The following is a 24,545-nucleotide window of genomic DNA, read 5'->3' on the forward strand; positions in this document are numbered from 1 at the left end:
ATAGTCCTGAACTCAGTGGATGTCAATGGGAATGGATGGAATCCGCAGTCTGCCCCTGTGCACATATAATATCATCTGTCCCTGTCCTCTTATGGCTTCGTGCTCCAGTCTATCAAGCCTTGCTTCCAGCATATCCGTCTCCTGGCGCAGCTGTATCAGTTCCCAACGCAGCTGTGTCAGTTCCCGGCGCAGACGTTTCTGTTCCCGGCGCAGACGTTCCAGCCGTCCTTCCATCTCCTGAACACGGCGCTCCAGTTCCTCTTCACAGACCGCGGCCTGTTCCGATTTCTCCGTGTCTGCCGCGTCTGTCACTCCTGACTCCGCCGGCCCTGGTTCCACCACCTCTGATTCCGGTTCCTCCAGAAAACTCTGCGCCCACTCCTGCAGAATCGGTAAAAACGAAAGCATCATAAAATCCATATGGACCGGGATCTGCAGATCTTCTGCCAGCACCAGCCCCATGACTCCTGCTGACAGATAATATAATGGATCCGCCCCATCCTCCGGTTCCATCTCAGCCATGATTTCCTGAAACTCTTTTCCACCAATCCCCTCTCTCTGCTTTACATATTTCCTCACACGTTTATATCCGCCGGATGCGATCCTGATAAAGGATTCATATGCCCCCTTATTCCCATTTTCTGCCCGGGCCTGTTCTAAGAGTCCGATACAGAGCATGGCATCCAGTCTCTGATGTTCCGGAAACCACCGTATCAGCGGACTATCGCAATATACAGACTCCTGGTAGGCCTGGCAACACGCTTCGCCCCGTTCTTCCATACAGTCCATAAGCCGTTTCCTGCACCGGTCGCTCTCCAGGACTGCATACACCAAAAAACCTGTAATGTCGATCGTGATCTCCTCCTGCTCCCACTCCAGGACTTTTTCTGCCCGCGCTTTCATGTGAGAGGCCTGATCATTCAGCCACTTCTCAATCCTGCCCTCCTGCGCTAATCTGTCATAAACTTTTTCTAATCCCTCATCGTCTAACCGGGTCACAGAAGTTATCCGCATACCAAATTCTTTCATGAGGAGCTCCTGGCACTCCTCCGGGACAGACATACCTCCTGTTCCCATCTCCTTCATCTTCTCGATCACGAGCCTGCGGGTCGCTTCATTGGAAAGAAAACACTTCATCAGCATCAATTTTGCATTTACCCTGCAGCTTAAACCTGTTTTGATCATCTTTTTACCCATACTTTTTCCTCCTCTGGATTTTTAGAATGCATCCGAATTTTTAGAATGCACCTGAACGTTAGAATGTTTCCGAATGTCTGGATTTTGAGAAATAAAACGGTTCCTGCCAGCGCCAGACTTACACACGCAGAAACGTACTGCAAAAACACATACTGCAAAACACATAACACAAAAACACTTACTGGTAAAACTGCTGCAAAACACCTCATGAATCGCCCGCGAACACCGCGAATGAAAAAAGATGAAACTGGAATCCCGATGGAAAGGATTTCCTTCGGAAGACTGTTTTTAAAGTATAAATGGTTTTATTTGAAATGTCAACTATGTTTTTAAACATCACTATATATATCACTACATACAAACGCTGCAAAACAAAAATGTTCTTCTGTTTTGCAGCGTTTTAAAGCACTCATTCTTTTACAGCTTTACCGTGCTCCTGCTCCGCGGCCCCTCCTTTTGAAAACTGTTCCTTCACCATGCTCTTATTCTTATAGAGCAACTGCCAGAAATCTTCCAGGAATGCCTGATATTCCGCCCGCACAACCGCCTCCATTTCTTCAGGATTATCCACCATGGCATATCTCAATTTCAGGATATACCGTATGCATTTTTTCATCTGACGGCTTGTCATTACAGCTTCTACCAGCTCATTTCCCACATCCACCCCTTTTTCAATCCCCACCTTCAGGATATTGGCAGTATCCTTGTCAAACGGTGAAAGAATATACCAGCGGATACAATAATCCAGGCTCGCAGTCAGATTGCTGCCCTTTCGGAATGTATGAGGATACCGCGGTAAGATCAGTTTTGAAAAACTGGCATTTGGTTTAAACACCTTCTTCTGGAGCGACGCATAGTCCACACGGTCCTTCTGATTCCCGTATGCATCCAGCGCTTTCATATAATCATACAGCCTGGCCGCCTCCGACATATGGATAGCGCTCACCTCATTTCCAGGCTTAAACAGACGGAAATAATACATAAGTTTTAAATCCCGGCTGTTGAGGATTTTTTCAATATGTACCAGCCGGTGGGGAAGATGCTTCACCAAATCCAGCTCGATCTCCGTCACCTCCTGATCCTCCGTCTCCGGTTTTGTCGCCATGAACTTCATTGGCAGGTCCAGATTGGCGCGGAACAGTCTTTTATCATCCCAGAAATAAGTCACAGGGATCTTATCTTTCCCCAGTACATAACCGGATTCCTCCAAAAAACCTTGATACAGCTCTATAAATTTCTGGAAACGTTCCGGCGGCACATTCTGGTAAAACAGCAGGACCAACGACAGCAGGCGCTCCGGATGCTCCTTAAAATTATTCTTTTCCTTTTTCTTCCCCTTCCCCGCTTCCTTTTCCAGCTCCCCTCTGTTTTTCTTTTCTTCTCTCTCTTTTGATTCATAAAGCATGCAAAAATATTCACACCATTTCTCCATGATATCTTTGCAGACTGTCATCAATTCTTCCTCATTGATGGCGCCTTCCCGAAGACTGTCGCGATCAATATTTAAGTACTTGGACGCATCCTCATCCAGTATCAGGATATCCCAATACAGAAATCCCGCATGGAGACGCCCCGAACGGTTCGTTGGCTGATAAATAGCAGTCACATCAGAAATCTTGTTGAATTTGTAGCTGATCTGATACAAATTCTGTACTGCTTCCGGAAGATATACCTGCTTCACACCATCCCGCTCCACGATCGTACATGGACGGATGGTGAGGTGATAACAGCGGTTATTCTTTTGATCCCAGTAAAAAGCCATGTTTTCTATGAAATTATATGGACTCTTTTCTGTTTTTAGTGATGAAGGGTACAATTCGCCAAACGGCAGTACCTCTTTTTTTGAGTCTCCCATCTTCATCACCGGGCTGAAAAAGCTTCTGCGCATAGTCATCTTTCTGCTTTTATCGATCGTTCCATCTTTTTCAATTGTGACAAACTGATAAAAAATATTAAAATAATCATATTGGGATGATTTCAGCTTATCCTCACAGACATGTCCCAGTTCTGCCGAAAGCATATCCAGTGTTCCGCCCTCGTCAAACTCCAGATCATAGTAAATAAAAGGACCTCCTCCTGCTCCCCTGCTCCCATGCATCAGTTTGTTTCTGTCAATGGCAATCTTTGCATTTGTCCCCGGCACTGAATTATCGTAGTACAGTCCATCCTCGTTGGGCGGAACCGGACGAGTCGCGATTTTTCCTTTGCTTTGCAGTGAGATCAGCCGTTCCGAGCAATTATGCTGTCTCGTGTAGAATTCTACACAGTCTGTCATCTGGAACACCGACTGAAGCCCAATACCAAACGCACCAGCCGGTTTCATCCATCCAGGCATACTTCCCAGAAGTTCCCGGAAACGCTCATTTTCTTCCCTGCTGGAACCGATATCCGCTATGTATTCCACATCGCTCGGCGTAATGCCAATCCCTTTATCCTTGACAACAAAGAATACCTTATCCTCTTTTTTATCCTGAATCACTTCTACTGTGATGTCGTAATTTCCAAAAATACTGTACCGCTTTTCATCCAGCAAATCCATAAATTCCAATCCAGTCTTCGCGGTGTTTTTGGACAGTTCAAACGAAACGTAACGATTCTGAACAATATCATACCAGAGCTGCAAAAGCGATGCATCCACCGCATTCTGGACCAGCTCCCGGATTCCTGCATAGCGGTCCCCGTAGATATTGGCTCCCTGCAAAAGCTTCATAACCCGGTCCTGGGACATCTGCATTTTTCTTTTGACGGATGAATATGGCCCTCCATCCACAATGATATTGATCTTGATATTGCTGGGCGGACGCCCAAAATCCGGTTGTGCAATCGCATTCCAGTTTGCTACCAGATTATCACATTCTTCTTTCAGCCAGCTGGTCCATTCGCTTACCAGGCCGGCGACCTCATATCCTTCCTGCCCCCTGCCGCAATCCGCCCTGATCTCAATCCTTTCCGGGGTAATCAGAAGGTGGGATACGGCCTCGTGCTTTTTATAATGAATCCCGGAAAGTCTGGGAATGATACTGCAGTCTCTCGCGGTTTCCCGGGCAAACCACAGTGGAAAACGGCCATTATCCAAATCCAGAAGGTCTCCCAATCTCAGCATGGCCGCAATAAATCTGGGATGAAATTCGTCCCCCGCCATCCCGTCAGCCCTGTCTGAAAGTTCAAAGACAGAGCTCATGGGCTGTCCATGACACATGCATATTTCTACAATCCCCTCAGATCCCTTAATAAATCGGTTCTTTACATATCCCTGGAACAAGCCCTGAAAATCATCCCCGATATTCAGCACGCCTCTCCAGTGAAGCGGTCTCAGATACATCTGTACCGTCATCATAATAGAAAGATACATGTCCTGTAAGGAACACTTTGTTTTCATTTCGTTTAGATATTCCAGCAGATTCTTTACCGCCCACAAGTCCTCGTCTTCCAGTCCTGCGGAATTTTTCTCTGTATCCCTCAAAAAATCTTTAAATTTATCACTGCCAAGGATGTTATAAACTTTGTTAAATGTCTGCGCCATACCATAATCATGTGCATACGCACAGGCAAGGAGCATAAAGGTATCGGTAGCTGAGAGCCGACGGATCCTCTCCTCGCCAAGAAACCGCTCGATAGCCTGGATAATCGTACGGCTGTGACTTGCATCATGAAGACTGTAATTTACAAAAACATTTCGAGAATAAATCATTTCATCCTCAATATGTTTTTTTAACATGACCCATAAGCTGTGCAGCTCTTTCACTGAGTCATAACATTCCCTGAGCTCCTCAAAATGCTGCTCTAATGTCAATGGCATATTATATGCACAAAAATCATCCGTACAAGTCATATTTCCACCCCCGTTTCTATGATCATGCCTCAGATATGGTTACAATATATCATTATAAATATATTATAATATTTAATTGTTTCCAAATAGGTCCATTTTCTCCCCCTAAATACACGTTTTCAGGATAAAAAAACAATAAAAAGCGGCAGGCCGCATAGCTTTTCCCTGCCATGCGGCCCGCCGTATCCATTTATCAAATCCGGCAGAATTTGAATTTTACTTTTTATTTGGCAAACTTACTTGATAAACCCAACCTGCTTACAGATTTCCGCCGTAGCTTTTTCCTTCCGCTCATTGAAGATCACCTTATTCTCCTCAAACAGATTGCGCCCCTTCGTGTCGATCGAGACGATCAGAGGACCGAACTCCTTCACGCGGCAGTTCCAGAGTGTCTCCGGCATCCCCAGGTCACGCCACTCGGCAGCCATGATCTCCTCCACCTCTGTGGCAGCCACGACCGCATTGCCCGCCGGGAACACGCAGTGGATCGCCTTGTAAGTCTTGCAGGCATATTCTGTGTTGGGACCCATTCCGCCTTTGCCCACGATAACCTTGACTCCGGTCTTCTCCACAAATTCCTTCTCGAACTTCTCCATGCGCATGGAGGTAGTCGGGCCTACGGAAACCATCTCAAACTTGTCGTCCTCCAGTGGGCGGATGATCGGTCCCGCATGGAAGATCGCGTTATTTCTCACGTCTACCGGCAGTTCCCTTCCATACTCCACAAGGCGGCGGTGCGCCACGTCGCGGCAGGTGGTAAGGCTTCCGTTTAAATAAATAATATCACCGATATTGATATCCGCCAGATCCTCATCTGAGACCGGAGTTGTCAAAATCTTTTTTCCATCTTTCATCTCTACCATTATAAAGTCACCCCCGAATGTGTTGTGATCGTATAGTTCAAATCCTTATCAAAAATAATATGCCCGCGCCGGTGGCTCCAGCAGCCCACATTCACCGCCACGCCGATCGTGGAAGGATGGCGCGCAGAGTTCTCAATATGTACGCCCATAACCGAATACTTACCGCCCATGCCCTGCGGCCCTAAGCCGATGGAATTGATCCCATCCTCCAGAAGCTGCTCCATTTTGGCTGCATTGGCGTTATCGTTGTGGCTCCCCAGCGGGCGCATCAGCGCCTTTTTGGACAGCAGCGCTGCGGTCTCCACAGAAGTCGCAACACCTACGCCCACCAGAAGGGGCGGGCAGGCATTCAGCCCATAGCTGGTCATCACATCCATGACAAACTGGGTCACGCCCTCATAGCCTGCTCCCGGCATCAGCACCATAGCCTTGCCCGGGAGGGTACAGCCGCCGCCTGCCATATATGCATAGATCTCACACTGGTCACTGTCCGGCACAATATCCCAGAACACGGTAGGCGTCCCTTTTCCCACGTTCTTGCCGGTATTGTATTCGTCAAAGGTCTCCACGCTGTTGTGACGCAGCGGCGCTTCAAAGGTTGCCTTCACAACAGCTTCCTTCAACAGTCCTTCCAACTCCCCGATCAGCGGGAATGCAGTGCCGCATTTTACCCAGAACTGCAGCACGCCTGTGTCCTGGCAGCAGGGGCGGTTTAAAGATACCGCCAGCTCCTGATTCCTAAACATGGTCTCATAGATGACCTTGGCAAGCGGCGAATCCTCCTTTGCCCCCAGTTCCTCCAACTTCGCGATCACATCATCCGGCAGTTTCTTACCAATGTGGCTCACAAAATTCGCCATATATGTAGTCAACTGCTCTACTAAAACTTCTTTACTCATAATAGCCTCCTTCAAAATAATATTCTCTTCCAGTCCCTTTACGGGAAAAATGGAAATGCGATCGGCAGGATCACCATGCTGACGATGGTCGCCAACAGGATAAGCGGCGCTCCCGCTTTCACATAATCCATAAAGCTGTAACCCCCGGCGCTGACCACCATCGTATTTGCGGGCATCCCGATCGGTGTCGCATATGCACAGGAACCACCGATGACACACGCCATAATAACTGCTCTGGGATCTGCTCCCATCCCCGCGGCAATAGAAATACAGATTGGGACCATAAGCGCCGTGGTAGCCGTGTTGGACATAAAATTGGTCAGCACACAGCACAGCATAAACACCACAAAGGTAAGCAAAAACGGGGACGGGTTGGCGCCCAGCGCTCCGATCACCGCGTTGGCGATCTGCTCTCCCGCTCCTGTTTCCTTCAGCGCCGCAGCCAGTGACAGCGTTCCACCAAACAGGAAGATGGTTTTTAAATCAATCGACTTCAGTGCATCTTTTTCACTGATAACGCCTGTCAGAATCAGCGCAAGCGCTCCGATGCATCCGCTGATATGTAATTTGATTCCAATCTCCTTTTCGAAGATCATGGCTAACAGGGTCAGGACCAGAATAGCAAGGGACAGGTTCTGCTTCCATACCGGAACATCAGAAAAATCCTTTACTTCATCAAATGCTGTCCCACCGTCCGTTTTATGATTCGGAAGCAGTTTAAATCCTATGGTTGCATAAAAGATGATCCCAACGATCAGGATCGGCATTCCGACTATGGCATACTCGAAAAATCCGAAGGACAGTCCTATCTCCTGAAGAGCCGTCTGACCGATCAGGTTGCCCGGCGCACCAATCAACGATAAATTGCCTCCCATGGTTGCTGCAAACACCAGCGGCATCAGCAGGCGGGAGCGGGCAAACCCGGATTTCGCCGCAATGCCGATCACTACCGGGATCAAAACTGCCGCCGTACCCGTATTGGACAGCACACCGCTCATCAATCCCACGATCACCATGATCGCTACGATCAGCTGACGTTCAGATTTTGCAAAATGAGTCACAATCCCACCCACTTTGTTTGCCATACCCGTCTCAAATAATGCGCCTCCAACGATAAACATCGCTACAAACAAAATCACGTTGCTGTCAATGAAACCGGAAAAAGCAGCTTTCCAGTCCAGGACATTTGTAATGACCAGGCCTACGCAGACGATCATCGACGTCAGCGCCAGCGGGATCTTCTCCGTCACAAACATGACGATAGCAAATACTAAAAACAATAATGTAATTGTTGATGGATTCATGACATCCCCCTTTCTGATTGGATACGTTGTTTGATTATCTCTCGCCGTTCAGGGAACAGTCTCACATCCAGAACAGTCCTTTTGGATTCAGCGGCCGCTTTGTTTTGATATGTGATATATGATAATGTATCCAATTCATATATCTAAAATAAAACAAAGTACGCTCTTTGTCAATAAATAATTGGCCAAAAAACGCACTTTGTTAAAATCTATCAAAGTTGATTGTGTACTTTTCACAAAACCGTACTGCTTTCTAATGATAATGTGTCAGCATATCCTGCATACTGCGGTAGATATGTTTTTCCATCCGTTCATGGGCCAACTTGACGTCGTGCTTACGGATAGCCTCCAGGATCTCTCCATGTTCTTTCCTGGACACCTTTGCATACTGATCCACAGTCACCACATTTCCCATTGACAGACCGTTCCATAATTCTGAAAGCATGCCAACCAGTTTTTCATTGCCGCTGGTTCTCCAGATCTCGTGATGGAACGCATGATTGTAATCCGCATAACCGGAAAACTGCCCTCTGTGTTCCGCCTCCTCAGAAATCCTATAAACATCCTCCAGCCCACTGATATCTGTTCCCTCCCGCGCCGCTTCTGCTGCGGTAAAGCTTTCAAGCACCGCCCGGAGCTGATAATGTTCCCGGATATATTTTTCCGTCACTCCAAGAACCACCGCTCCCTTATTATGGCGCAGCTCAATCAGACCGTCTCTCGCCAGGATCTGGAATGCTTCTCGCACAGGCGTCACAGAAATCTGCAAAAGCGCCGCTACACTTTCCAGGGTCAGAATCTCCCCCTCCTTCAGGGTCTGGGATATGATCGCTTTCCGCAGCTCGGAAGCCGCGCGTTCCCTGGCCGGAGCCAGGTAGATTGGTTTTAATCCCTGCATGTATGTCTCGTCCTTTCCTCCAATATCTTATCTTCCAACAGCCGGTAATACAGCGCAAACAGGCCCGGAACTTCCTGCTTCTGTTCCTGGATATATGCCTGCCGGACATCCTTAAGGATCGCTGTGGTGCCGCCGCCATCGCCAGCCGATTCCATGCCTGCGTTCTGCAGCCCGCAGGCATACTCCACATAAGTGTCCAGCAGATTGTAAAACTGACGGCTCAAATATCCGTTGTCCAGCCAGTCGGCAAACAGGCGGTGAAACGAAACCTCATTCCTGCCGTCCCACAGAGAAATGGCCTGCAAAAATGCTTCCCGCGCCTGGCTCTCCAAAATAAAGCCGCCATACTGGTACTGCAGCACTCCAATCGTCTGGTAGATCTGGCGGAACTGCTCTTTTGTAATCTCCGCCACCACCATATGGCGGGTAGGAAGACGTTCTGCCAGCCCCTGTTCTTCTAAAATCTGGAGCGCCTCCCGGACTGGGATACGGGAAACCCCGAGAGCCTCTGCCAGTTCCTCCTGGGCCAGGCGCATTCCCGCCGGAAAGTTGCCCGACAGGATCTGTTCCCGGATATTTTTTATGATATAATCCCTTGTTCTTACATTTGCTATTGAATTCATCGTTCTTTACTCCTTACATATATATTGTATCCATTTTTTCAAAAGAAGTAAAGAACTATCTTTCTCACAACCCCAGCCGCTTTTTATAATACCCTTCCGCCACATAAACCGCTCCACAGGGATTATGGGCCAGCACCCGGTCTTTTGCGACCAGGGTAGTCACATAGGCGTCCGAATTCTTGCAGAACACAGAATCATGTCCCACGCACAGCCCCAGCGCAATATTGAACTCTGTTTTCTGTTCGTTGAGGAGTACCGCCTGTGCCATGGGGTTGCACATTGGCTCGAACTCACCGGGATGCAGTTTGTGCTCTTCCGGAATCCCCACCTGCTCCTTGGAGATTCCTCCAACCTTACAGATGACGGAAACCACCTCGAACCCATGAACGCGCAGTACCTTCTCCACGATCTTCGCCTCCCTGCGCAGTCCCCTGCAGAATGCAAGGCCGATCCTGTGATAGCCCATGCGGCTGCAGAACTGCATGGTCTCCTCCAGCCTGGTCCACTGCCCATAGCCCAGCGCTTCGATCTCCGAGCAGGCCACATAGAAGTCATGGACCTCCGGCTTCCCATATTCTTTAAAAATCCCATCCATCAACGCCTGATTCCTCATGGGACAGTTGGCCGGAAGCTTCTCCGGCGCTGCCTCACTGCATCCATGGACCGTACAGCTTGCACATGTGTATATCATGATCCGCTCTCCTTTTCTTCACATTTTTACTGCCAGATATTTACTCAGCTTTCCATTGCCCTCCTGGCAGAGCCTGCCTTCCTCACACAATTCCTTTAGTATGCGGAATGCTTTCGTCGTTTTTATATCCAGCAGCTCCTCCACATCCTTCCGGGTGATAAAACCATTGTCCAGGGCATACGCAAGCACCATCTTCTTTTCCTGGTCAAAATCCCGCCTGGTTCTTTTTTCCCCGGCAGTATAAATAACATGGCCCTCCGCCAAACGGTCCGGGTACTGCGCGCTGCGCTGCACCTCATAATATGCGGTATGCGGCTGTGGATGGGCCACTTGGACCACTTCATTCCTGTTCGGCAGGATCGTCCTGAAAGCCCCTTGTGCAGTCTCAAAAACAGGCGCAGCTCCGGTACCGGCATACAGCCGCTGGATCTTGCTGATCCCTGTCCCATAGCTTTCTATCAGTCTCATGCGGTATAGGACTGCGGCCAGGTTCTGATTCCTGGACTGGGACACTCCCATAAAGATCGCCTCTTTTGACAGGCCGGGGACCAGTCCGCCCAGAGACACAAACTCCATCCGGTCATCATACACATTGATCAGGGTGCTCCCGCTGAAGGAATAATCCCGGTGCACAATACAGTTGAGTAACGACTCCCGGATAGCCTCCTCCGGATAATCCCTGATGTCCGTCCGGTTCAGTCCGGAAAAGGTTGCTTTTGTCTTGTTGGTCAGATCCAGGAATGTGTATACCTCGTCCAGCTGTCTCAGCAGCGACCCGGTAAATTCTTTCCGGCTCCGGAAAACCGCTTTGTCGCTCCCCTGAAAGATCGCCACCTTGATGCTGTGCTCGCACTGGTCAGACAGCAGAAGCCCGAGATTCGTGTAGAGACCGTCCTCTCCCGTCATGCAGAGTGTGCGCAGCTGCGCCTCCCCGAACTCCAGGGATCGAGCAGCAAATTCTTTTCGGAGGCTTTCAAAGGTAAGCTCCTGATTAAGGCTCCGCTCCTTTTCGTAAGATTTCCCGCTGGTCTCTACGATCATCGCTCGGATCCCATCTTCACTCAAGGGCTGGGAAGCGCTTCCTCTCCTGACATACACTCCCGACGGCCTCAAGCCCTTATCCTGGAGGTAATACGGCCGGTTGGTCCCTGTCTGGACCCGGATCTCCACCACAGGCTTATGGTCCTGAGCCACAGTCTGTATCTGGACAAAGGGCATGATATCCGGCCTGATGGCATCTCTCAATGCACTGGCAGCCTGAAGCATCACCTCGTCGCTGTCCTCCACTCCAACCACCTCCCCGTTGTCGCGGACGCCAATATATACCGTACCACCATCTGTATTCGCAAATGCGACAACTTCTTTTTTGACCCCGGATGTGTAGATCTCCTTAAACTCCGTGTTTGTGTTCTCTTTTGGCAACATGGCGGATATCCCCTTTCCTGCTTTCTTGCTTTCTTGCTTTCTTGCTTTCTTGCTTTCTTGCTTTCTTGCTTTCTTGCTTTCTTGCTTTCATTATATATTTTCAGGAAAGAAAAGTCAACGGGGAAATTATGCTGCTGGAAAGAATTTCTACGCTGCCCTTTTGATGAACCAAAAAACACCCTGCGGCAGCAAGCGGAATCAACATCCGCCGCCACCGCAGGGCATACTCACTTTGAAGCGCTGCAGTTCTATCTCCGCCTGTTACAGCAGCTTGTCCACCATCGCCATCAGGGCATCGCCCAGAGCAGCGGATCTCGCATCGGCATCCTCTAAGGAGCTGCCCTTCACGCCGTAATAGAACTTGATCTTCGGCTCAGTACCAGAAGGTCTTACACACAGCCATGCATTGTCATTCATATCATAGTAAAGCACATTGGACGCCGGAAGGCCGGTCGGCTTCACTTCGCCGGTCGCCATATCCCTGACCGTATCCAGCTTGTAGTCCCTGGCAGAAAGTACCTTGTAGTCGCCCACTTCTGCCGGCGGATTGGTGCGGAAAGCTTCCATGATGGACTGGATCTTCGCCAGGCCCTCAATACCGGACAGGCCGATGGACTTCACCGCATCTTTATAATAGCCGTACTTCTCATACATAGCCACCATAGCATCCCACAGGGTCATGTCCTTTGTCTTATAATAAGCCGCAGCCTCACACAGGGCAACCGTTGCGGAAACCGCATCCTTGTCGCGCGCATAGGTTCCGATCAGACAGCCGTAGCTCTCTTCCATACCGAACATATAATGTCCCACACCGGTATTCTCTTCTTTCAGGATCTGCTGTCCGATCCACTTGAATCCAGTCAGGCATTCCACCAGCTTACAGTCATAAGCAGCTGCAACCGCGTCGATCAGATTGGTGCTCACGATAGACTTTACCACCTCGCCGTCTGCCGGGATCGCATTCTGCGCCTTCTTCTGGCTGAGAACATATTCACACAGCAGAGAACCTGACATATTGCCGGTCAGGGAAATATATTCGCCGGACTTTGCATCCTTCACATACACGCCGAGACGGTCTGCATCCGGGTCTGTTGCCAGAACCAGATCCGCATCCTTTTCCTTCGCCAGCTTAAGGCCAAGTGCAAATGCTTCCTCAGCCTCCGGGTTCGGATAGCTCACGGTCGGGAAATTGCCGTCCGGAAGCTCCTGCTCCGGGACCACATATACATGCTCAAAACCAATCTCCTTCAGAACACGGCGTACCGGAAGATTGCCCGTGCCGTGCAGAGGAGTGTATACGATCCTGATGCTGTCCTGCATCTTGTCAATGGCATCCTGGTTCACCACCTGCGCCTTGACATTGGCAATGTACTTGTCATCGATCTCCTTGCCGATCACCTCATAAAGGCCCGCCGCCATGGCATCCTCCGCGCTCATGGTCTTCACAGTGGAAAGATCCTCGATCGCTAAAACCTCCTCGGTCACGCCCTTGTCGTGAGGCGGGGTGAACTGGGCGCCGTCCTCCCAGTATACCTTATAGCCATTGTACTCCGGCGGGTTGTGGCTCGCCGTCACATTGATGCCTGCAATACAGCCCAGCTCACGCACTGCAAAGGACAGCTCCGGAGTCGGACGCAGGGATTCAAACTTGTATGCTTTGATCCCGTTGGCTGCCAGAGTGCGCGCCGCCTCATCTGCAAATTCCGGTGACATGCGGCGGGAATCGTATGCGATCGCAACGCCTTTGCCCTGTCCGCCCTGCTTGATGATGTAGTTTGCAAGACCCTGGGTCGCACGGCGCACCACATAGATGTTCATCCGGTTGATACCTGCGCCGATAATGCCGCGCAGTCCAGCGGTGCCAAACTCCAGATCCATATAGAAACGCTCTTTAATGTCATTCTCGTCATTCTCGATCGCCTTTAACTCCGCCTTGGTGGCATCATCAAAATACGGGTTGGACAGCCATTCCTGATAAATCTTCATGTAATCCTTCATAGAAAAATACTCCCTCCTGTAAATTTCTCCTGCGCTGTACACACCACGCAGGACATTTTCATATGGCTTTATTATATAACAAGCTGTCTGAAAAAGGAAGAAAAACCGCATAAAATTCCGCTATTTTATTTTCGACAAAAAAAGAAATTTTTATTGTTTACCTGATCTTTGCCAGGAAACTGTTGCGCCCTTCCTGCTGGGCTTCCAGATTTTTCAGCTTTTCCACATTCTTTGCCGGAATCCAGGCCTTATTCGCATTATAATAATAATTGAGCTGTTTCCAATATTTCTCCGGATATAAAAACAGATAGTAAAGGCACTCCCGGTCCTCTTTCTCAATAGGCAGGATCCGGTCATATTCTTCCATCATGGCAAGCCCCAGATGCTCATTCCAGTTGTGTTTTTCCATAACTTTACGCATGAACCGGTAGAGATCCGTCATCTGGCTGCCCCGGTGCATCTGATTGAATTCAATAAAAACCACATCCCCGCAGCCCATCAGCACATGATGCTGGTCCAAGTCCCCGTGACACAAAAAAAGCCGGTCCTGGCCCTGCCTTTTTCCAAGTAATTCCAGCCCGTTCTGTGCCTCCAGCGCCTGCCTGTAAAAATCCTCAAAATGCTGCATCACACAGAGCTCAAAATCGCTCTTTTTCCGTTTGTTGCTGATAAAAGTCCTCACCCTCTTCATTTCCCGGCTATGGCGCTTCATCTCCTCGTCAAGCCCCGGCGGAAGGATCGATCCCAGATCCCACTCCTCCTGCCATTTGATCTGGCGCAGGGCCCGGTGCAGCTCGGCGATCCGGCTCACACACGCCAGAATCTCCCTGCCGTCTTTTAAATTGCATTCCCGGTCCAGGAACCAGTTCTTCAGAATATATTTTGTCCCATCTGGTGCAGTGGTGATCAGTTCCCCTTCCCGGTTGCGGACATACTGGTCCACCGATCTTATGCCACGGTCCTGCAGCTCTTTTATCACTGCTTCCTCAAACTCCAGGCGTTTTTTAGTCCCACGATATTCTTTTAAAAGCCTGACCCCGTCGGAGCGCTCGCAAATCCAGGCTCCGCGCCCACGTCTGACCACGATGGTCTCTCCTTCATACTGCTGCAAAACGTCCAAATAACTGTCGTTCACGCCACCCCTCCACTCTTTCGCTTACCAGCTACTTCCAAAGTATGAGACTGTGGACGTAAATATTCTTTAAAATGGGGATCTTATGCTTCCTTATCTCCACCCTCTGCAGGCACAAAATTCTCAAATATAAACACGTCAAACTGCTTCCTGTGTTTCTCCAGCTCCTTCTGGCTCTTGATGGTCCACGCCGCCATCTTGCATTTGTAAAACCTGCGCAGCACCGTCACCGGAAATGTCCTGGTAAACAGATAATTATAAGCGATAAAATCCGGTTTGCAAAAACCGTTCAGCAGGCAGTTGGTCAGGATCCCCTCCATAAACCACGGAGTATCCAGCCCCTCCCTCCGGTGGTTGGTCGCCAGCTGTCCCCTCAGCACATCAGGACGATGATGCTTGAACCACCATAGCGCAAGCGGACTGAAGGATTCGATACAGTATGTACCATGATAATAATCCAGCATCGCCGCCACAAGCTCGCAGGTCTCCCTGTATTTCCGCTCCACCTTAAGCTCAATGATGACAGGAACCCTGCCCGCCACAAGCCGCAGCACCTCCTGAAACGCCGGGACTGTCTCTTCCGACTCAAACAGCGGATAATCCTTAAGCTCCGCAAACGTACAGTCCTCCACCTTCCGGTCGATCCCGGCGATCCGCTTTAAGTCATAATCGTGGACCACCACCGGGACCTTATCCTTCGTCAGCTGGACGTCCAGCTCAATCCCGTATCCGTTCTCCACCGCTTTCGCAAACGCGGGCATGGTATTCTCCGGGCAGTCTGTCTTATTATCATGGAATCCCCTGTGGGCAATATACTGTTTTTCAAATGCCTTCATCCTGTCTTTTCTGCTGTTCTCCGGCATCATGCAGCAGTAAAACAGAGAAAGAAACGATGCTGTCAGCATCCCCGGTATCACAAGTACCATATCCATCACCTCATTCACGCAATCGTAATACTATCATCATCCGCAAAACTTCTTCAGCAGCACATCCCTCTGGTTGTCCTCAGGGCATGCCAGCACATGGTCCAGCATCCTGGCAAGGATCTCCCCGATCCCCTTTCCCGGCTTCACCCCGGCTTCAATCAAATCCTGTCCCTTCACAGCCAGCTCTTTTAAAGAAAGGCAGTCCCCGTCGCTGCGGATCTGCGCCGTCAGCGCACGGATATCAGCGCCATACTCATTTAGGTCCATCAGCACGTCCCACACCTCCGGCTCCATCCGGCTCATGATCCTGCGCACCGCCTCCGCATCGGCTGGAAGCTCCGCTCCGGACCAGAATACCAGGGTCTTCACCTTTCCGATGGTGTCATTATCAAGCTTCAGGTCGCGCAGGATGCCTGCAGCCGTATCAGCGGCCCGCTCCGCATCCGCCTGCTTCGCACATCGCAAAAATGCAGCCCAGCGCACATATTTCACCGCCGGAAGCTCAGCCGGTATCCTCACTTTCTCCCTCGGAAGCCCGGCAAATGCCGGAGAAACATACTGGCTGATCCCCGTCTCATACACTTCGCGGATCCGCTCCGGATGCTTCGAGCATAACAGCTTCGTCAGCTCCATCTGCACCCGCTCCCGGCTCACCTTTGCCAGATTCGGCGCGATCACCGAGATGGCATCCCAGGTCTGCTCCTCGATCGCAAATCCCAGCTGCGCCGAAAAACGGATCGCCCTCAAAATCCGCAGGGCGTCCTCCGTAAACCGCTCCATGGCTTCCCCCACACAGCGGATCACGCCAAGCTCTAAATCCTCCATACCGCCAAATGCATCCACGATCCCGGTCTCATGGCTGTAGGCCATGGCATTGATGGTAAAATCCCTGCGCCGCAGGTCCTCCAGCAGATTCTTCGTAAACTCCACCTGCTTGGGATGCCGTCCGTCCTCGTATTCCCCATCAATCCGGTAAGTGGTCACCTCATAACCATTCCGGTCCATCATGATCGTCACCGTTCCATGCTGGATCCCCGTATCAATGGTCCTCCGAAACAGCTTCTTGACCTGGTCCGGCCTGGCGGAAGTCGTGATATCCCAATCCTCCGGTACCCGTCCCAGGAGCGTATCCCGGACACACCCGCCTACGGCATATGCCTCATAGCCGTTCTCGTTAAGTTTTTCTATAATCTGCTCCACCTGCCGGGGGATCTGTATCTGCATCTGCTCAAATTCCTTTCTTGTCGCCCTGTATCATCATAAAAATATGTACTCCCATTATAATTTGTTTCCGCTGCATTTTCAATGGTTAAATCCCTGGATTCCGCATGCTGCAGCGGCGGCGGGACAGGGGAGGCGGGCAAAAGGGCTGGGCAGCCAGGCTACACACAAATGAAAAGTTGTGGTATACTATGAACACTCGAAATCAAACCGGATAAAAAGGAGATTTTTTATGGATACATTAGAAAAGCAGCTGGAATTTATCAAACAGGCGGAAGGCCTCAAGTCTGTCCTCCGCGAAGCATGGACCACTACCGGACGCAGAGAAAGTACGGCGGAACATTCCTGGCGCCTCGCCCTTCTGGCCGGACTGCTCGCCCCGAACTTCGGGGTGGACATGGGCAGGACACTGATGATGTGTCTGGTCCATGACCTGGGAGAACTCTACATGGGAGATATCTCAGCAGCCACCAACCCTGACGAGACACTAAAACATGCCGAGGAAGAACGGGATGTGCGGCATGTGCTTTCTCTGCTCCCTGAAACCCAGGGGCAGGAGCTTCTGTCCCTGTGGCAGGAATATAACACTTGCTCTACGCCGGAAGCCCGTCTTGTCAAAGCCCTCGACAAGGCCGAAACCATTATCCAGCACAACCAGGGGGAAAACCCCTCCGATTTTGACTATGACTTCAATCTTGATTATGGCAAACAGTATTTTTCTGACAGCCCGCTGCTGCTCAAGCTCCGGGAGCTGCTGGACCATGAAACAGCCGTCCATATCAAAGAGATGAAGGAAACGGAATCGTGATCAGATGTAAGTATACAAAAGGAGAGCGAATCAAACCGCTCTCCTTTTGCTGTTCATTCACATTCCGGGGCCAGCCATCGGGGATGAACTTCCCTGGCTGCCGCCCGGTCCGCCGCCCATGCTGCCGGAAGCGCCCGGACCTGGTCCCGGTGATGTCCCACCCGGTACCGACGCGCCGCCCGGCGCCGATGCTCCACCCGGTACTGACGTCCCACCCGGCAGCGGGTCCACAATAGTCACATTCCCCGGCGTCATAAAGGACGTATCGGAGGAACCGCCCGGCGCCACCACGGTACCCGGTGACACGCTTTCTGTCTGTGACGTCCCCGACGTCTTATTCTCTACGGGGATCGGCCCAGCCGCACTCTGTTTGGGTGCGCTGTCGCTCAAATACTTTTCATACACAAATGCGTCCTTGCCGTTATAAATAATGCGCATCCATCCATTGGCCGAGCGACCGGTCACTTTGACCTTCTGTCCCGGTGACAGACTGGTCAGCACATCGGACTGGGTCGTATAATTGGCCCGTACATTGACTGCAGACGCGGCGTACATAGTCGTCTCAAACGCCTCCACGGAATAAACCTTCACCGCTTCCGTCTCTTTGACCGCAGCTGTCTCTGCTTTCACGGCTGCATTCGCCTCCGCCCCTGCCGCCTGGGCTCCCGCGCTTCCCGCTGCGCTGCCTGTTTCGGCGCTGCCCGCTGCAATCCCTCCTGCTGCCCCGGCGTTTTCACCACCGGAGATCAACGTGCCCGCCGGTGCGCCGGTTTCCTGCGGTGCAGAAGTCTCCGTCTCTCCCAATATCTGAATGTCCGGCGTTCTTGTCTCCGTCTGCACTGTCTCCTGCGCATTCTCTTTTGATTTCTCAGTCGCCGCTTTCCCGGACTTACCCGAACAGGCCGACAAAAGCGCAGCAAACACAACGGCAGTCATCATAACATGGTATTTTCTCATTCTCTTTCCTCCGTTCCTCTATTACTTGAAGAACTGGTCTCCATATCCATAATGCTCCACCACATAGTCAATATCCTTGTCCCCGCGGCCGCTTAAGCACACAAGGATGGAGCCTTTTTTCATCTCCTTGGCACGTCTCATGGCATAGGCAACAGCGTGAGCGCTCTCGATCGCAGGAATGATGCCCTCCAGCCGTGACAGCTTAAAGAATGCATCCATGGCCTGCTCATCATCCACCGTCTCATATCTTACCCGTCCCAGGTCGTGCAGGAATGCATGCTCCGGTCCTACCGACGGATAATCCAGTCCGCTGGCAATAGAATACACCGGCGCCGGTTCGCCCGCCTCATCCTTCAGCATGATGCTCTCAAACCCGTGCATAACGCCCTTTTCCCCGAACTTCATGGATGCCGCATGATCCCCCAGCCTTTCCCCTCTGCCCAGAGGCTCCACACCCGTGATATCCACAGGATCATCCAAAAATGGTATAAACATGCCGATGGAGTTGCTGCCGCCGCCCACGCAGGCGCAGACCTCATCCGGCATCATCCCCGTCATCTCAAAGAACTGGTCCCTGGCCTCATAACCGACCACGGACTGGAAATCACGCACCATCAGCGGGAACGGATGCGGCCCCAGCGCAGAACCAATGCAGTAAATAGAATCCTTATAATTCTTCGCATAGGATTCAAAAGCAGAGTCCACCGCTTCCTTTAAGGTCTTCAGTCCATGGGTGACCGGCACCACCTTAGCGCCGAGGATCTTCATCCTGGTCACATTGGGAGCCTGCTTTGCAATATCCACCTCGCCCATATGTATCTCGCACTCCAGCCCGAAAAATGCCGCCGCAGTCGCCAGCGCCACCCCGTGCTGCCCTGCCCCGGTCTCGGCGATCAGACGCTTCTTCCCCATAAACTTCGCCAAAAGCCCCTCGCCCATACAGTGGTTCAGCTTGTGCGCTCCGGTATGGTTTAAATCCTCACGCTTCAAATAGATCTGGCAGTTCCCCAGCTGCTTGGACAGCCGCTCGCAGTGATACACCGGCGTGGGCCGCCCCTGGAATTCCTTGCGGATCCTCCGCAGCTCATTGATAAACTGAGAGGAATGACAGATAGTCTGGTATGCGTCCGCAATCTCCTCAAATGCCGGGATCAGCTCATCCGTCAAGTATGCCCCGCCATAAGGTCCGAATCTCCCGTTCTCGTCCGGGTAATTTTTCAAGTATGTTCTGTAATCCATAATTTCCTTCTCCTGTTTTGTATTTTGTGATTTCCTGTTATTATCTTTTTATTTTATCATGATTTGGAGAAAATGGACATACTGTTTCAAAAAAATCCGGTATGGGTTCTGTAAAACAACCTCATACCGGATGACAAAATTCTTCCCATTCCGCCTCGCTGCCGTTAAAAACATTCAGATCAATATATTCCTCCGCACCCGAGTAGCCCTTCAGCCGCCCGCGGTTGCTGTACTGCCAGAAGGTCCATTTCTCATCCGGAACCGCAGGCCGATAAAAAACATTGCGAATCCACAACGGATACGCATCAAAACAACCGTTTAAGTATTTCTCCCAGACTTCCTCCGTGGAGTAAACGACCGGTTTCATTCCATAATACTGTTCAAGGGCGTCCAGCATGATCTGAAGCTCCCTTTGAACGTCCTCCACCGCGGGAGGGTTCTGTTTTTTATCCGCATAATACTCTACATCTACTACTGGCGGCAGCATTCCACCGGCTTCCCTGTTTACCCGGATAAGATCTGTTCCATCTGCATCGGCGCCCTTATGGTCCTCGCCCACAGGACCTGCACCTTCAAAGCCCGCATTCACCGCATCTATAAAATTTTGAGCCTGGCTTTCTCCCGGACTGTCAAAGCTGAAGAAATGATAGGCTCCAGCCTTCAGCTCTGTTTCCTTTACCGCCTCCCAGTTCTCCAAAAACCTGTCGTCCCGATGGCGGCTTCCCTCCGTCGCCTTGATATATGCAAATTGGATATCCTCCTGTGACAGCACCTCCCAGTCAATGCTCCCCTGATAATGGGAGACATCAACGCCGCGGACTGGAAACCGCGTTTTGGATGGATGGTTCAGAAGCAGATAGCCATGGTATACTGCGTATATCCAAAGTACTGCGGCAGCGGCCAGAAGCGCTGCCAGACATAATATGATTTTAAAAATATTCTTTTTTCTCATTTTCTTCCAATTTTATTCATCCCCCGGATTATTTTTTGAGTAACTACATATCCATCAGCTTTCTTAGATTGAGAAAGGATCAATACTTCTCCATTTTCCAGCGAATAATCTGCCAGATATAGCCCCTTCAATTTGTGGTAAAAAACACATTCTAAATCTTTTTTCGTATCCAACATCAACAATTCTGCATCATTTAAAACAATCAGCAAAACATCCTCCTCCAATATTCGCCAGGTGTTTATCCATATTTGATTCCTAAGTATAGGAAGAGAAAATTCTTCTTTTTCGTGATTGGCTATGTATACTCGGACTATTTTTTGTTCAGAAATAACATAAAAATATTTGCTTTCCGAGTCAAAATGCAGACCGTAATATTTAGAGTCAAACTTAAATCGATATCGTCCCTTTTCATTCAACTCAAAGTCAAATAACACGACCTCGATCAAATTCGGATTCCCTTCTATCCTCCGCATCATATAAATATATTTTTTTCCAACTCCAACTCTATAATACAGATAAGAAATCTTTAGAGATAAGTTTTTTTCTATATATCCATTTCGATCCATAAGGATAAGATACAAAGTTTTTTGATCAACATTTACTTGCATTACAAACATATCATTGGGCAACTCTTGCCACATTTCCTGTTGTAAAAATTGCTTCCAGGATTTTTTTTGTACCGGTAACGGAAAATCCCATTTCTTCTTTCCACTCTTTATATCATAACACGCCCAGTTCATAAAAATTGTATAATCATCAGGCATAAAGGCATGCCATTTTCCTAATCCATATCCGTTAATATCCGGGAATGATGAAATCTTTTCATTTCTTTCATATAAAACAAAACCTTCTTCTTTTGTCAAAAACCCGATTTTCCCTTTTCCAGCATATGTTTTTTGCGCAAAATTTTGAGCTAAAATTTTTAATGATACACTTAATTCCTGATGTATTTCTCCCGAACAATTGAATAAATAAAAGACCCCTTTGTCGTCTTCTTTATTAAAAAGCACTGGATATTCCGAGCTGAACTCATGCAAAATCCCTTTTGCTTTAATTGCTTTTTCTACAATAAAATTTTCTTTTATATCACTACCATAATTCATTTGTTCCGAATTTTTTTGTTTAAAAAATTCATCAAAATAGCTTATGGGATAAAACTCACCAGTAACAATTTTATTATTTTCAACCGATTCCTCCCATCTCCATAGTTGACATTGCAAAACGCTTTCCATTAATCTTACACTCTGTTCTGCCTCTTGTACTATAAAAATTTTAGAAATCAAACTATATTTTATCTGTAATTCATCCGAAAAAATTCTATTTATCAGCCTGTTCCCTTTTAAAGATGTACCCATATGCCCTATGCTTTTTTCACTCAAAAGTTCTCCGCTTTTCCAAACTCTATAACGCACCTGGTTGTCATCATATTCCACCGATAAAATAGTTGTTTTAATTTGGCTAGAGATTAATTTCACATAAATATCTATATTGCCCCACTCCAGATTTTCATCATATATCGTATTCCATCCCTTTACTCCTGATAAAATGATATAATCTGAAAACCAGTTTTCCTGCTCCAGTAATTCGCACAAATCCATTATCTTTCTTTTGTCAGTTTTATATAAGGCAATTGTCCCAAATTTTGTACTCATATCTTTTCTTCATTAAACAATAAGAACTGCCCGCATACCGTCTGCTAATGATAAGGATTCTATTATTAATGCCACCTACTATCATATCTCAATATCATCAAAATCAATTTTAGATGAATCACTAATTGTCCCTTTATTTTCCTGCATGTGTTTTGTAAATTCAGTGCCTAACACGACATGGTACCTTTTCAAATAATATGATAAATCGCCTGGCCATAACCAGATTCCATCAGTTAACATATCCGGGATACCCACAATTCCATTGTCAGGATTTATAATATCATTTGTGACTCCTCCACATGCAACAAAAATGATTCCTTGCTTTAGATAATTTATCATTTGTTCTTCATCAGCGTTTTCCTCTTTTTGAATAAAATCAAAAATGGATGGATCATCGCTTTTGCCATGTGGCATCTCTTTATAAAATCCTTGTCGTTATAATTTCATACCATCATATCCGTTCTTTCCTATATAGCTTTAACCTGTTACTAAATATCTTTTTGCTATTAACTGATTTTTGGTAAATCTCCATTAAGCACCTTATTTACATTCTAGGTAAATAGCATATACCATTATAGATAGTGCAAATACTATTGCAAAATAAAAATTTTCTTTTTTGGTAAATCCAAGACGTAATATTTTATTTCTAATCCACAAGCATAAATATCCTGCGCAGAAACCTAATAGAGATGTCCCTAATATCCTGAATATGAAAATTTTTATCACGCTCCTCGTATTATTTAAATATAATAGTTTCTTATAATTTGGCGCATTTGTAAAAGTCATATATACGACCACTGATTCTACTGGTGCCCCACCACCACTTGCCCCTGAAAATTGGTTTCAATACACTGCTTTTACTGCCAAATATCCTGTATCTGTATATAATCTTCTCGAATATAGATTGCACTATCAAAAAAGATATAAATTTCTTTTTCGTCACCTTCATACCCTGCAAATATTATTGCGTCTTGACAAGGCTCAAAGTATATTTTATTTCCTCTATACACCAAATACACAGGACTTCCTTTTTTCCCAGACGCGAAAGACAGGTGCTGGTTTTCTGCCATATAATAAGCATTTCCATTATATTCTATATGGTCATATAATAAATATTTAAATACGATTTCATCGCGGTTTTCCATAATACAGAAAAGAGATTTTATCCACAGTGTAATAATTAAAAATGAAACTATCACAATCACAATAAGTTTATACTTTCTTATTTACGTATTCCTCCTTTTGCGATTTATATACTAATAAGTCATTCATTAAATAAAAGGTTCTCCGTGTCATATTGGTATACTACTTCCGCCTGCTTCTGGTAACACTAAGTTCCAGGATATCATACTGGAACTTAGTAATCAGCCTATTGGTCGCCCGGCTTTGCCGGGCGATAAATCTCTTACTTTTTGATTCTATGTGCTTCCTCAAACTCATGTCTGTTCCACGATATCTTATATGCTCCTATAGTATCTGGAACAAACTTTGGGTTATTAGATTGCAGTAATGCTATTAATCTCTCTCCCGTTAGCATACGTTGCCTCGAAGCTTCACTTAATCTTTCCAAAATATCATGTGCCATTCCCTTATCTTTCAAATAAAATAAATCAAAGTTTTTTAAAACTAAAGCATAACCGCCTTCATACGGTATCTTCAAATCGTGAAGCAAACAGTCACTCAAAGCAGGCATATTTTCTCCATAGTAATCTGGAAATTCACATGCATTTTTAATTCTTACATGAAATTCTTCGATGCTCAATATTTCATTAAAATCTAAAATAATAACTTTGTACTGATTGTTTTTCAACCAATCTATATCTTTTATCAATATATTTTCATCACAATATAGTGACATGGAGCCATTAATCAATATTGTCCAGTCTACTTTAGAACAATTATTTACATACCGACTAAATGCTGCCATA

Annotated in this window: 21 protein-coding genes; 1 reads left to right on the forward strand and 20 read right to left on the reverse strand. The window is 48.0% G+C overall.

Annotated elements, in window-relative coordinates:
- Positions 1-12: 12 nt before the first annotated feature.
- The 13 genes from AB1I67_RS22190 to AB1I67_RS22250 all read right to left on the reverse strand — a co-directional run bounded on the left by AB1I67_RS22190 (position 13) and on the right by AB1I67_RS22250 (position 17,012).
- A complete protein-coding gene (locus AB1I67_RS22190; RefSeq protein WP_367032517.1) occupies positions 13-1,197 on the reverse strand; it encodes a hypothetical protein in 1,185 nt (394 codons plus the stop codon).
- 409 nt (positions 1,198-1,606) lie between these two features.
- On the reverse strand, positions 1,607-4,888 hold the full coding sequence (locus AB1I67_RS22195; RefSeq protein WP_367032518.1) for a hypothetical protein: 3,282 nt from the start codon (positions 4,886-4,888) through the stop codon (positions 1,607-1,609).
- Between the two features lie 377 nt (positions 4,889-5,265).
- Positions 5,266-5,892 carry a L(+)-tartrate dehydratase subunit beta gene (gene ttdB, locus AB1I67_RS22200; protein ID WP_367032519.1) on the reverse strand — a complete coding sequence of 209 codons (627 nt, stop codon included), beginning with the start codon at positions 5,890-5,892 and terminating at the stop codon, positions 5,266-5,268.
- Entirely contained in the window at positions 5,892-6,791 is a 900-nt protein-coding gene (gene ttdA, locus AB1I67_RS22205; RefSeq protein WP_367032520.1) for a L(+)-tartrate dehydratase subunit alpha, read from the reverse strand. The genes ttdB and ttdA overlap by 1 nt, the downstream gene beginning before the upstream one ends.
- Before the next feature lie 38 nt (positions 6,792-6,829).
- Positions 6,830-8,095, reverse strand: a complete 1,266-nt coding sequence (locus AB1I67_RS22210) for an SLC13 family permease (protein WP_367032522.1) — start codon at positions 8,093-8,095, stop codon at positions 6,830-6,832.
- A gap of 253 nt (positions 8,096-8,348) precedes the next feature.
- Positions 8,349-8,993, reverse strand: coding sequence for a GntR family transcriptional regulator (locus AB1I67_RS22215; protein ID WP_367032523.1), 645 nt, complete (start codon positions 8,991-8,993; stop codon positions 8,349-8,351).
- Positions 8,981-9,616 carry a GntR family transcriptional regulator gene (locus AB1I67_RS22220; RefSeq protein ID WP_367032525.1) on the reverse strand — a complete coding sequence of 212 codons (636 nt, stop codon included), beginning with the start codon at positions 9,614-9,616 and terminating at the stop codon, positions 8,981-8,983. Before AB1I67_RS22220 ends, AB1I67_RS22215 begins: the two co-directional genes overlap by 13 nt.
- A 64-nt stretch (positions 9,617-9,680) precedes the next feature.
- Positions 9,681-10,307, reverse strand: coding sequence for a DUF1847 domain-containing protein (locus AB1I67_RS22225; RefSeq protein ID WP_367032526.1), 627 nt, complete (start codon positions 10,305-10,307; stop codon positions 9,681-9,683).
- An 18-nt stretch (positions 10,308-10,325) separates the two neighbouring features.
- Positions 10,326-11,732 carry an RNA-binding domain-containing protein gene (locus AB1I67_RS22230; protein ID WP_367032529.1) on the reverse strand — a complete coding sequence of 469 codons (1,407 nt, stop codon included), beginning with the start codon at positions 11,730-11,732 and terminating at the stop codon, positions 10,326-10,328.
- A gap of 261 nt (positions 11,733-11,993) precedes the next feature.
- Positions 11,994-13,730 carry a phospho-sugar mutase gene (locus tag AB1I67_RS22235; RefSeq protein ID WP_367032530.1) on the reverse strand — a complete coding sequence of 579 codons (1,737 nt, stop codon included), beginning with the start codon at positions 13,728-13,730 and terminating at the stop codon, positions 11,994-11,996.
- A 157-nt stretch (positions 13,731-13,887) separates the two neighbouring features.
- Positions 13,888-14,865 (reverse strand): spore coat protein CotS, encoded by a 978-nt coding sequence (locus AB1I67_RS22240; protein WP_367032531.1) that lies wholly within the window; start codon positions 14,863-14,865, stop codon positions 13,888-13,890.
- A gap of 80 nt (positions 14,866-14,945) precedes the next feature.
- Complete coding sequence (locus AB1I67_RS22245) at positions 14,946-15,788, reverse strand: glycerophosphodiester phosphodiesterase family protein (RefSeq protein WP_367032533.1); 843 nt, start codon at positions 15,786-15,788, stop codon at positions 14,946-14,948.
- Positions 15,789-15,824: 36 nt separating this feature from the next.
- Positions 15,825-17,012, reverse strand: a complete 1,188-nt coding sequence (locus AB1I67_RS22250; protein WP_367032534.1) for a CCA tRNA nucleotidyltransferase — start codon at positions 17,010-17,012, stop codon at positions 15,825-15,827.
- Between the two features lie 229 nt (positions 17,013-17,241).
- Between AB1I67_RS22250 and AB1I67_RS22255 the strand changes: the two genes are divergently transcribed.
- Positions 17,242-17,817: an HD domain-containing protein gene (locus tag AB1I67_RS22255; protein ID WP_367032535.1), complete on the forward strand. Its 576-nt coding sequence runs from the start codon at positions 17,242-17,244 to the stop codon at positions 17,815-17,817.
- Between the two features lie 57 nt (positions 17,818-17,874).
- Here the strand turns inward: AB1I67_RS22255 and AB1I67_RS22260 are convergent, their stop codons facing one another.
- The 7 genes from AB1I67_RS22260 to AB1I67_RS22290 all read right to left on the reverse strand — a co-directional run bounded on the left by AB1I67_RS22260 (position 17,875) and on the right by AB1I67_RS22290 (position 24,544).
- Entirely contained in the window at positions 17,875-18,774 is a 900-nt protein-coding gene (locus AB1I67_RS22260) for an SH3 domain-containing protein (protein ID WP_367032536.1), read from the reverse strand.
- Between the two features lie 21 nt (positions 18,775-18,795).
- Positions 18,796-20,013, reverse strand: coding sequence for a tryptophan synthase subunit beta (gene trpB / locus AB1I67_RS22265; protein WP_367032537.1), 1,218 nt, complete (start codon positions 20,011-20,013; stop codon positions 18,796-18,798).
- Positions 20,014-20,134: 121 nt separating this feature from the next.
- On the reverse strand, positions 20,135-20,965 hold the full coding sequence (locus AB1I67_RS22270; RefSeq protein WP_367032538.1) for a GH25 family lysozyme: 831 nt from the start codon (positions 20,963-20,965) through the stop codon (positions 20,135-20,137).
- A complete protein-coding gene (locus AB1I67_RS22275) occupies positions 20,962-22,617 on the reverse strand; it encodes a hypothetical protein (RefSeq protein ID WP_367032539.1) in 1,656 nt (551 codons plus the stop codon). The genes AB1I67_RS22270 and AB1I67_RS22275 overlap by 4 nt, the downstream gene beginning before the upstream one ends.
- An 81-nt stretch (positions 22,618-22,698) precedes the next feature.
- Positions 22,699-23,031, reverse strand: a complete 333-nt coding sequence (locus tag AB1I67_RS22280; RefSeq protein ID WP_367032540.1) for a hypothetical protein — start codon at positions 23,029-23,031, stop codon at positions 22,699-22,701.
- Positions 23,032-23,474: 443 nt separating this feature from the next.
- Positions 23,475-23,822, reverse strand: coding sequence for a hypothetical protein (locus AB1I67_RS22285; protein ID WP_367032541.1), 348 nt, complete (start codon positions 23,820-23,822; stop codon positions 23,475-23,477).
- 200 nt (positions 23,823-24,022) lie between these two features.
- Positions 24,023-24,544 (reverse strand): barstar family protein, encoded by a 522-nt coding sequence (locus AB1I67_RS22290; RefSeq protein WP_367032542.1) that lies wholly within the window; start codon positions 24,542-24,544, stop codon positions 24,023-24,025.
- Between the last annotated feature and the right edge of the window lies 1 nt (position 24,545).

This window comes from Clostridium sp. AN503 (assembly GCF_040719375.1).
Lineage (GTDB): Bacteria > Bacillota > Clostridia > Lachnospirales > Lachnospiraceae > Brotaphodocola.